This is a genomic window from Actinospica durhamensis, assembly GCF_018139695.1.
Lineage (GTDB): Bacteria > Actinomycetota > Actinomycetes > Streptomycetales > Catenulisporaceae > Actinospica > Actinospica durhamensis.
Window position 1 is genome coordinate 1 of sequence record NZ_JAGSOG010000295.1, and the last position, 9,885, is coordinate 9,885.

Annotated in this window: 8 protein-coding genes; 1 reads left to right on the forward strand and 7 read right to left on the reverse strand. The window is 72.2% G+C overall.

Features of this window, described 5'->3' with window-relative positions:
* Positions 1 to 524: 524 nt before the first annotated feature.
* From KDL01_RS34795 to KDL01_RS34825, 7 genes are read right to left on the reverse strand one after another with little or no spacing between them, the layout of a single operon-like run.
* Complete coding sequence (locus tag KDL01_RS34795) at positions 525 to 3,530, reverse strand: polysaccharide lyase family 8 super-sandwich domain-containing protein (protein ID WP_212532947.1); 3,006 nt, start codon at positions 3,528 to 3,530, stop codon at positions 525 to 527.
* Positions 3,531 to 3,565: 35 nt separating this feature from the next.
* A complete protein-coding gene (locus KDL01_RS34800; RefSeq protein WP_212532948.1) occupies positions 3,566 to 4,420 on the reverse strand; it encodes a sugar phosphate isomerase/epimerase family protein in 855 nt (284 codons plus the stop codon).
* Positions 4,413 to 5,444 (reverse strand): Gfo/Idh/MocA family protein, encoded by a 1,032-nt coding sequence (locus KDL01_RS34805; protein WP_212532949.1) that lies wholly within the window; start codon positions 5,442 to 5,444, stop codon positions 4,413 to 4,415. Before KDL01_RS34805 ends, KDL01_RS34800 begins: the two co-directional genes overlap by 8 nt.
* 13 nt (positions 5,445 to 5,457) lie before the next feature.
* The gene (locus KDL01_RS34810; RefSeq protein WP_212532950.1) at positions 5,458 to 6,570 is read right to left on the reverse strand and encodes a substrate-binding domain-containing protein; all 1,113 of its coding nucleotides are present in this window, start codon (positions 6,568 to 6,570) and stop codon (positions 5,458 to 5,460) included.
* Complete coding sequence (locus tag KDL01_RS34815; RefSeq protein ID WP_212532951.1) at positions 6,567 to 7,460, reverse strand: carbohydrate ABC transporter permease; 894 nt, start codon at positions 7,458 to 7,460, stop codon at positions 6,567 to 6,569. The genes KDL01_RS34810 and KDL01_RS34815 overlap by 4 nt, the downstream gene beginning before the upstream one ends.
* 28 nt (positions 7,461 to 7,488) lie before the next feature.
* A complete protein-coding gene (locus tag KDL01_RS34820) occupies positions 7,489 to 8,502 on the reverse strand; it encodes a carbohydrate ABC transporter permease (protein WP_212532952.1) in 1,014 nt (337 codons plus the stop codon).
* Positions 8,499 to 9,686 carry an ABC transporter substrate-binding protein gene (locus KDL01_RS34825; RefSeq protein ID WP_212532953.1) on the reverse strand — a complete coding sequence of 396 codons (1,188 nt, stop codon included), beginning with the start codon at positions 9,684 to 9,686 and terminating at the stop codon, positions 8,499 to 8,501. Before KDL01_RS34825 ends, KDL01_RS34820 begins: the two co-directional genes overlap by 4 nt.
* Positions 9,687 to 9,696: 10 nt before the next feature.
* On the opposite strand from KDL01_RS34825, the gene KDL01_RS34830 reads away from it, so the two are divergent.
* Positions 9,697 to 9,885: hypothetical protein (locus KDL01_RS34830; protein WP_212532954.1), on the forward strand; the 189-nt coding region annotated here is incomplete at its 3' end.

Here is a 9,885-nt window from a genome sequence, read left to right on the forward strand (position 1 = left end):
ATAAGAGACAGCGCCGGGGCCGCGGGGGGCGGTTCCGGGGGGTTCGCCACGGCGACCGCGGACGCGGACTTGGCCTCGGCTGGGGTGAGCGGATCGGTCACGTGGAGGGAACCTCTCGGACGGGGGTGACGGCGCCGTCACGGCGGACGCGGTCGGCAGGGTCGGCACGGTGACGCGGACCCCGACGCGGCCGGCCGTCCCCGGTGGCCGTGGCCGCACAGCGTCACCCTCCGAAGCCGCGATCCGTCCCCGGGACTTCGAGGCCAGTCGACACCGCGCGACTGAAGCCTGCTTGAGCGTCGCCTGCAACGCCGCTGAACGCCCGCCGCGGCCCCGGGCGCCGGGCATCGGCTCCGGCCACCCGGACCGGGGCGGGCTTGCAGCGAACGTCCAGGAAACCCGCACCCGAATTTCACCTTCGCGGGCCCGGCGCCTGGCCGCCGACGCGGGCGCCGGCTCGGGCGCACCGCCGCCGGACTCTGCACCGAAGGTACCCGGCTCGAGCGGCGGCGGGCGCGGCCGGGTCAGGTGGTGACGACCTCGAGGAACGGGGTGGTGCCCGCGGCCGCCTCGCGGGTGTAGAGGATCACCGAGAGCCCGGCCGCCGGCTCGTAGACGCCGATCGCGGCGGATCCGCCGGCCGCAGCCGAGACCAGGCCGGTGACGTCCAGGCCGATCCAGTCGGCCGTGGTGGTGATCTGGCCGGTGCCGTAGGCGGTGCCGAGGCTGGGCGCGGTGGCGTAGGTGACGGTGGATTCGCTCCAACTGCTGCCGCTCAGCCCGTAGGCGGTGAGGGTGGCCTGGTCGCCGTTGCTGTCGTCGACGTAGCCGCGCAGCCACAGCACCGCCCGCTCCACGGTCCCGGTCACGGCCGAGGCGTCGAACTTCAGGAGGCTGATACGGGTGTAGGAGGCGGTGGAGTTCTTCACGTCCATCTGCGTCTCGCCGCCGTAGTTCACGGCCGCGTAGGTGCCCCCGCGCACGAACGTGGTGTCGGTCGCGGGCAGGGTGGTGACGGTGCCCGACGCCGGAGCGGTGCCGGTCGAGGAGAGTGCCACGCTGTGTCCGGCGCCATGCGATCCACCCGTCTCGACCAGCAGCTGGATCTGGCCGCCGGCGGTGGACAGGACCGTCACCGTCGGGTTTGCGGCGCTGACCGAGACGTATCCGGACACTGCGACGGTGACGAGGACGGTGGTGGCGGTCCGGGTGGGGTCGGAGACGGTGACGGAGAGGCTGGTGCCGGAGGCCTGTATCGACACCGAGGCGGGCGCGTTGACCGTGATCGGTCCGGCGGTTCCGGCGGCGAAGAAGTTCGCCATGGTCACGCCCAGGGTCGGGTCGCTGATCGCCTGCGCCGTCGTGGTGTTGCTCAGGACCGTGACGGTCGGGCTCGCCGCGTACGTCGCGGTCTGCGCAGGTGTGGCGTCGGGCAGGATCGCGTAGGCGTACGCGGCCCCGCTGGGGTCGGCGCCGTGGTCGATCGCGATGCTCAGGTAGGGCCGGGTGTCGTCCGCGAGGGTGGTCGGGGCCGAGGTGTTGACGTCGTGCCAGTTCCCGGTCTGGTTCGTCAGCGCGAACGTGACGTCGTCGGCGCCGCCGCTGCCGAGGAAGCAGTAGCCCGCGACGCCGGTGAGGCAGGCCGAGGTGACGCCGCTGACCGTGCTCGACCAGCCGGCGCTGATCGTCTGCGCGGCGCCGTCCACGTACAGGGTGTTGTTCCCGATCGTGTGCAGATTGCGGTTCTCGACGGTGGTGAGCACGTCGTTGCCGCTGGTCGAGGTGATCCCGGCGCCGAGGGCGACGACCTGGGAGTCGAGGCAGAACCAGGACTTCACGGCCGTGAGGTTGGTCGAGTACGCGGCCAGGTGCATGCCGACCGCGCCGTAGCGGCCGGCCACCACCGAGCCGCCGGCCCAGGCCGAGGAGGTCAGGGTGGACTGGCCCGCGGAGTTCGCGACGGTGCCCTGGTCGGCGGTCGTGCCGGGCAGCATGGCGGGATTCACGGTGTCCCAGAAGGCGTCGTTGAACTGGGCCGCGTCGCCGGCGAGGTAGAGGTAGCCCATGCCGTCGCCGGTGTACCAGCCGTGCAGGTTCTCGCCGTTGATCGACTCGTAGCGGGACACGTACGCCGAGGACATCGCCAGGCTGTACGCCCAGCCGGGCTGCCGGTGCACGGCCCTGGCCATGTTCGGGAACTGATCGTGCGAGACGGGCTCGGCGGCCGCGGTCAGCGACGTGTCGTTCAGGACGGACTCGGCGAGGGAGATGCCGTAGACGCCGAAGTACGAGGCGCCCACGGCCACCTCGGCGCCGGTGGTCAGGTTCACCACCTGCTGCTGCGTCGCGGTGACGGTGGTGACGGTGTTGCGCTGGAGCCAGCCGAGGGCGGTGGACTGCCAGGCGGCGGCCTGGGTCGGGTCGCTCGCCGCCACCGCCTGGGCGTAGAGCAGCAGGGTGATCGCGGCGGTGTATCCGTCCTGCGCGTCGCTCTCGCTGTAGCGCGAGACGGCCCGGCCGCGCACGCTGTCGAGCATCAGGCCGTTGTAGACCAGCGGGGCCAGGCCGGCCGTGACCGCGTCGTAGACGACCGAGAGGTTCGGGTCGGTGATGGCCCAGGTCGAGCCGGCGAGCAGCAGGACGAGCGCCGCGACGTCGTAGAAGAAGATCTCGCCGTAGGTGCCGGTGTAGGCGATCTCCTTGTGGAACAGGTAGGAGTAGTCCGGGTAGAGCCCGTCTCCGTACAGCACCATCGGCAGGGTGGGCGAGATGGCCGCGACGCCGGTGGTGATCGCCGTCGAGCTCTCGCCGAGCGCGCCGCGGACGATGACGGCGCGGCACAGGTCGAGCCGGTTGGATCCGACGGACACGGTGGTCGAGGTGCTCGCGACGGTGAGCTGCTTCGTCGGGTCAGGCACGAAGGCGTCGATCACCGCGCAGTACGAGGAGATCTGCGTGGTCGTCAACGTGGCGTAGAGCAGGATCGCGGCGTCCTCGAGCGCCTGGGTGCAGCCGATCTGCCAGTCCCACCAGCTGTCGTAGGTCGTGGTCGTGGCCGCGTACGGTCCCGCCACCATGAAGTCGAGTCCGGCTGCGATCGCGGCGGCGAGGGTGGCGCTGCCGGTGTAGGAGGTGCCCGGCGTCGCATACGCCAACGCCATGGCCTTGAGCCGCTTGAGGGTCGTGGACAGGTTGCCGGAGACGGTGCCGAGCGGGAGGTCCGCCCACAGCGCGGTGATGCCCGAGCCGCTCTGGATCGTGGAGAGGTAGGCCTCGGTCTCGGCGGACAGCCCCGCCAAGGCGGGTGCGTAGGCCGAGTTGCTCGAATCGATGGCGCCGCCGGACAGATAAGTCGCCCAGGTCGTGCGCAGCGCCGCGTACGGGTCGGTGCTCGCTTCGGCGGAGGCGGCCAGGCCCAGCGGCAGGGCGAACGCGCCTGCGCCGAGGCCGGCCGCGGTCAGCAGCCTGCGACGGGTCAGGCCGGAGGTGTGGGTGGGAGAGACGGGGTCGGTGTCAGGGTGCGCGTTCATGGGACATGCTCCTTTCTCCGGCGACGCCGCCGGAGTTAGACGAGGTCTGCGGGAGATGTGTCTGCGGGAGATGTGCGCGGGGTGTGCCGGGCCAGCCAGGCCGCGGCCTGGGGCAGCACCTCGGCCAGCGGCGCGGCGTCGGGATACCAGCGGCGTTCCCATTCGAGGCTGAGCCGGCCGGTGTAGCCGAGGTGGATCAGGGTGCGTAGTACCTCGGCCAGCGGCACCGCGCCGTGGCCGAGTGGGAGCGGGTGCAGGTCGTGAGCGGACGCGGCGTCCTTGAGCTGGACGTGTTCGAGCCATCGGCCCAGGTGGTGGGCGGTCTGATCGGGCGTCTCGCCGTGGCGCCAGGGGTGCAACACGTCCCAGACGGCTCCGGCCGCCGGGTGCGCGCAACGTCGCAGCACCCTGGCCACGTCCGCGCCGCGCGGGTGTGAGTCGTGCGTCTCCAGCAGGACCCTGATTCCGGCGGCGTGGGCCCGCTCGGCCGCGAGGCTCAGGCGGTGCGCGGCCAGGGCGTCGGCAGCCGGGCCGGGCTCGGGCGCGCCGCAGAAGACGCGCACGGCCGCGGCTCCGATGTCGACCGCGGCGGCGATCACCTCGGCGAGTTCGGCTTCGTAGTCGGCATCGGTGCGGGAGTTGTCCGCGACGCGCAGGTACGAGGCGACCCAGAGCTTTTCCACACCCGCGGCGCGCAGCAGGGCCGCCGCGGCCGCCCGTTCGGCGCCGGTCCGCTCGAGCGCGAACGGCCCCTCCTCGCGGGAGCAGCGCAGCTCCACGCCGGTGCACCCGGCCGAGCGGGCCAGCGCCGCGATCCACTCCGGCCCCTCGTCCGGACATCCGAGCGTGCTGAACGCCAGCGGCCACCCGCCGCCGGGCCCGTCAGCCATCGCGGCCCACCAGGGCCGCGGCCTCGCGCGGACGCTGCGGCCGTCCGGTCCGGCACGCCGCGTATACGGCCTCGATGACCTCGATGACGCGGCGGCCGTGGCGGGCGTCCACCAGCGCCGGGCTCTCACCGCGCACCGTCGCGGCGAAGGCGGCCAGCTGAGTGGCGAAGGCCTCGGGCACGTCCGTGGGCTCGGGCGCGGCCAGCACGGTCTTGCTCCCCCACGCGGCGCTGTCGTGCGGATAGAGCACGGCGCCGGTCTCGGTGCAGATCCGGATCGTGCCGGTCTCGCCGAACAGCACGATCTCGTTGCGGGTGGGCAGCGGCGCGCTGGTGACGCGGATGTGCGCGCACAGCCCGTCGGCGAACTCGAGCCGGGCCTGCACGTCGGTCTCCACCCGCGAGCCCGTCCGGTAGGCGCTGCTCGCGGCGACCGAGGCCAGGGGACGGTCGGTGAGCCAGAGCACCCGGTCCACGCAGTGGGCGCCGATGTTCATGAACACCCCGCCGCCCGAGACGGCCGGGTCGAAGAACCAGTCGGGCCGGGTGCCCGGGCGGTAGTCGGTGCTACGCCAGTCGTCGATCGCCGTCAGCGCGCCGATCCGGCCCCGCTCCAGCGCCTCCTTGGCCGCGGCCATCGGCGGCAGGGTGTGCTGGATGTGCCCGACCGCGAGGACCACGCCGGCCTGCTCGCACGCCTGCGCCATCAGCTCGCAGTCGCGCGAGGTGATCGCCATGGGCTTCTCCACCAGCACGTGCAGTCCCGCCGCGGCACTCGCCCGGACGATCTCGGTGTGCAGGGAGTGCGGGGTGTTGACCACGACCGCGTCCACGAGCCCGGACGCGATCAGCGCGCCGTGCTCGGCGAACGCGGCCGCCCCGAAGGGTTCGGCCAGCGCTCGCGCGGCGGCCGGGGCGATGTCGCAGACCGCGGTCACGGTCACGCCCGGGGTAGCGCGCACGGCCTGCGCGTGCAGGGCGCCGACTGCGCCGGCGCCGATCAGGCCGAGCCGGATCTCAGACACGGGTACTCCAGTTCTAACTCAGGGTACTGACGAGCGAAACATTGGTCCCGCAGGACTGGCGCACCACGATGCTCGGGCGCAGCAGGATGCGGTGACGGATCAGGTCGGGCTGGTCCAGGCGGCGCAGCAGCAGGTCCGCGGCGATCCGCCCGAGCAGCTCCTTGGGCGGGGCGACGGCGGTCAGCGGGATGTCGGCGACGTCCGCGACCTCGTCGTCGTAGGCGACCAGCGCCAGGTCCTCCGGGATGCGCAGCCCCGCGCGCCGGGCCGCGATCTCCACCAGGGCTGCCTGGCGGTCGCCGAAGCACACCGCGGCGGTCATCGCGTGCTCGCGCAGCAGGGCGACGCAGCGGTCCGCCGCAGCCGGGCTCCACTCCTGGCGCAGCGCGTGGAATTGCGCGACGGTGACGCCGAACTCCCCCGCGGCCTGGTGGAATCCGGCCGCGACCGGCTCGGTGGTGGGGCTGCCGGAGCGCAGCACCAGGCCGATGGAGCGGTGCCCGAGCCGGGTCAAGTGGTGCACCGCGTCGTAGGCCCCTGCCTCATGGTGCGTGCACACGTGCTCGTTGAGGTCCGAGAGCGAGGTCCCGCGCCGTTCCATCAACACCGCGGGCACCGACAGCTCGGCCAGCCGGCCGAGCACCGCTTCAGCGGGCACCGAGCCGGTCAGGGTCGGGGTGATCAGCAGCCCGTCGACCCCGGCCGCGAGCATTCCCTCGAGCTGGCGCAGCTCCGCGGCCTGGTCGTAGTCCGAGTAGGCCAGCTGCAGCCTCGCCCCCGCGGCCGAGAGCACGGTCTCGATCCCCTTCAGGACCCGCGGGAAGTAGAAGGCCGCGTCGGGCACGATCACCCCGATCAGCCGCTGCCGCCGCACCCGGTCGGCCGGCGGCAGCACGAAGGTCCCGGCGCCCTGGCGGCGCACCACGAGCCCCTCGGCCACCAGCTCGTCCACCGCGCGTCGCACGGTGCTGATGGACAGGCCACTGCTCGCGGACAGCTGCTGCTCGGTGGGCAGCCGGGCGCCGCCCGGGTAGGCCTGGCCGTGGATCTGCTCGCGCAGCCGCTCGGCCAGGCGCTGGAACTTCAGGTCCCTGGCGCCCGGCAGGCCAGCCTCGTCCGGGGTCACTTGACCGACCCCACCGTCATGCCCTCAATGATCCGCCGCGCCAGCCAGACGTAGAGCACGAGCAGCGGCAGCACCACCATGGCCACTCCGGCGAACAGCCCGCCCCAGTCGGCCCCGTTGTACTGCATCTGCTGCAGGAACCCGAGCAGCGCGAGTGAGAGCGTCTGGTGGTCGGTGTCCTGGATGAACACGAGGGCGAACACCGTCTCGCCCCAGTGCTGGATGATGTTGAGGATCAGCACCGTGATGATCCCGCCGCGCGCGAGCGGCAGCATGATCTGCCAGAAGGTGCGCAGCGCCGAGGCCCCGTCGAGCGCCGCGGCCTCCTCCAGTTCCACCGGCAGCGTGCGCAGGAAGCCGGTGAGGAAGAAGACCGTGAACGGCAGCGAGCTGGCGATGTAGACCAGGCACAGGCCCTGCAGCGTGTCAATCAGGTTCAGGTCGTTGAGCACGACGAACAGCGGCAGTACCACCACCTGCGCCGGCACGCCGAGCCCGAGTGCGAAGAACAGGATCAGGCCGCCGTTCCAGCGGGTGGCGACCCGGCTGAGCACGTACGCGGCCGGAGCCGCGAGCAGGAGCGTGCCCACGGCGGTGCCGGCCACCACCACGACGGTGTTCAGCGCCGCCTGGCCGAACCCGCCCTCCGACCAGGCCCGACCCCAGTTGTCCAGGTGCAGATCGTGCGGCAGCGTCCACGGACTGGTGAAGATCTCGCGCGCGCTCTTGACCGAGGACAGCAGCATCCACAGGCCCACGAACACGTTGAACCCCACCAGCAGCCACACCAGCGGGACGCCGAGGCAGCGGGTGGCGGTCAGGCGGGCGCGCAGCGGCGCGCGGGCGGAGCGGCGGCCCGGGGCGGAGCGGCCGGGAGCGGTGACGGCCATGGCTGGTCTTCCGATCGTGGTGAGGAGGTCAGAACTGGACGGCGTCGCGGCGCATGACCCGGCGGATGAGTCCCACCAGGACCGCCACGAGCGCGAGCATCACGACGGCGCTGGCCGCGGCGGTGCCGTAGCTGGGCACGCCGTCGGAGGCGAAGGCTTCGCCGTAGGTGTACAGGGCGGTGTTCCAGACGCCGGGGTTTGGCATCTGGCCGGCCGCGCCGGCGAAGGTGTAGATGAACTCGAACACCTTCACCGCGCTGATCGTCCACAGCACCGCGCACACCCCGACCACGTCCCACATCAGCGGGAGCGTGACGTTGCGGAACTTCTGCCAGGCGCCGGCGCCGGCCAGCTCGCAGTCCTCGTACAGCTCCGGCGGGATCTGGTCGACCGCGGCCATCAGGATCGTGGTGTAGAAGCCGGTGGACGTCCACACCAGGCCGATCGCGATGACCCGGAACAGGTCGGACTGCCCGAGCCAGTTCGGCGGCTGGGCCACCCCGAGGGCGTGCACGACCGAGTCGACCAGGCCGCCGTACTGGAACAGGAAGCCCCACAGGATGGACAGGGCCACGCTCGGGACGATGTTCGGGAAGAACAGCACCGCCCGTGCGGCCTTGCGTCCGCGCATCTCCCGCAGCACCATGGTCAGCCCGAACGCCGCCGCGAAGGTCAGCGCCCCGACGCCGAAGACGATCCAGAGCGTGTTGACGAAGGCGTGCGTGAACACCGGGTCGGCGAAGATGCGCCGGTAGTTGCGCAGGCCCACGAAACTCATCGGCCCGGCCCCGGCCCACTTGTTCAGGCTCAGCCAGACGGTGAAGAGCGAGGGCCCGGCGAACAGGCCGGTGTAGACGATGAGCGCGGGCAGCAGCAGCGGCCAGAACAGGCGCCGCCGCCCGGCGATCAGGGGACTGCTGCGGCGCACGTGCGGGCCGACGGGTCGGCCGGAGCGGGCGGTGCGCCGGCCGGGGCGCACCCCCGCCCGCGGCGCGCCCGTGTGGGAGCGCGCCGCGGGGCGGTCGGTGGTCTGTGCCGTCATTCCGCGGTGCTCCAGTACTGGGCGGTGCCCGAGGCGAGCTTCGCGGCGAAGGCGGCCGCGCTCGTGCCGCCGTCCAGGAAGGTGGTGTTGAGCGGGCAGAACACCTTGGTGTACCACTCGGCGGCGGTCTCCTTGACCCCGTCGAGCGTCTCGGTGACCTTGCCCGAGGCGAGCGCCTTCTGCGCGTCGGCCAGTTCGGCGGGCGCGGGGATGTCCGTGCGCGGGGTGAGGTTGCCGGCCTGGGTGGAGATGCCCTCGAGCCGCTCCTTGGCCATGAAGTAGGCGATGAAGCGCTGGGCCGCGGCGGCGTTGCGCGCCTTCTTCGGGATGGAGAAGCCGATCAGCGAAATGTCCTGGGTGTCGTCCCCGCCCGCGGCGGCCGGCGGGAACGGGAAGGAGCGATAGGTGAAGCCGGAGGTGGCGAACTCCTGCGTCTCACTTGGCGCGAAGGTGCCGAGCAGCAGGAAGTCGGACTTGCCCTCGGCCCAGCCGTCCTGGACGGCCGGCCACTTCGACCCGTTGTATCCGGGCACGAAGTCGCCGCCGGAGACCAGCGCCTCCATCCGTCCGAACGCGGTGAGGAACCCGGCCTGCTGGAACGAGGCGCCTGTGGTGTCCTTCGCCGCCTTCCCGAACGCGCCCGGACCGAGTTCCCGCAGCACGGAGAAGTAGGTCCAGTAGGCGCCGTAGTCGGCGATGTCGGCGTCCAGGGCCAGCGGCCCCGAACCGCCGCGCGCCTTCTTCCGGGCCGCGAGCAGCGTGGTGAACGCTTCCCAGGTGGCCGGCGGGTTGGCGGCCACCGACGGCAGGGCGCGGCTGTTGTACCAGATCTGCGTGGTGAGGATCTCGTAAGGCAGCTGCCAGAGCGTGCCGCCGGTGGTGGCCAGGTCCCGGTAGTGCTTCGGGATCACGTCCGCGACCGTGCCGGACTCGCCCGGCACGGAGGCCGAGAGCACCGGGCTCAGGTCGAGGGCCTGTCCCAGCGCCTGCAGGCCGGAGTAGGCGTACCGGTCGGAGGTGTCGACCAGGTCGGCCGGGACGTGCGCGGTGTTGAGGGTCGGGCCGAGCTGCTGGACCACCTGACGGCCCTTCCACTGGACCGTGACCTTGATGCCGGTGTCCTTGGTGAACGCGGCGATCGCGGCCTGGATCACCTTGGCCTGCGGTTCAGTCTGCTTCCACATGGACCAGTAGGTGAACGAGCCGCCGGCCGAAGCCGAGCCCGAACCCGAAGAACTCGAGGCGCACGCGGAGGAGGCGAGACCTAGCGTGGCCACGGCCGACGTGGCCAGGACAGTGCGGCGGGTGGCACCGGTGGGCGCGGTCTGCGCCGGACTGGCAGCGGACATCATCTACTCCTTGGAGGAGGGGGGAGACGCGGGG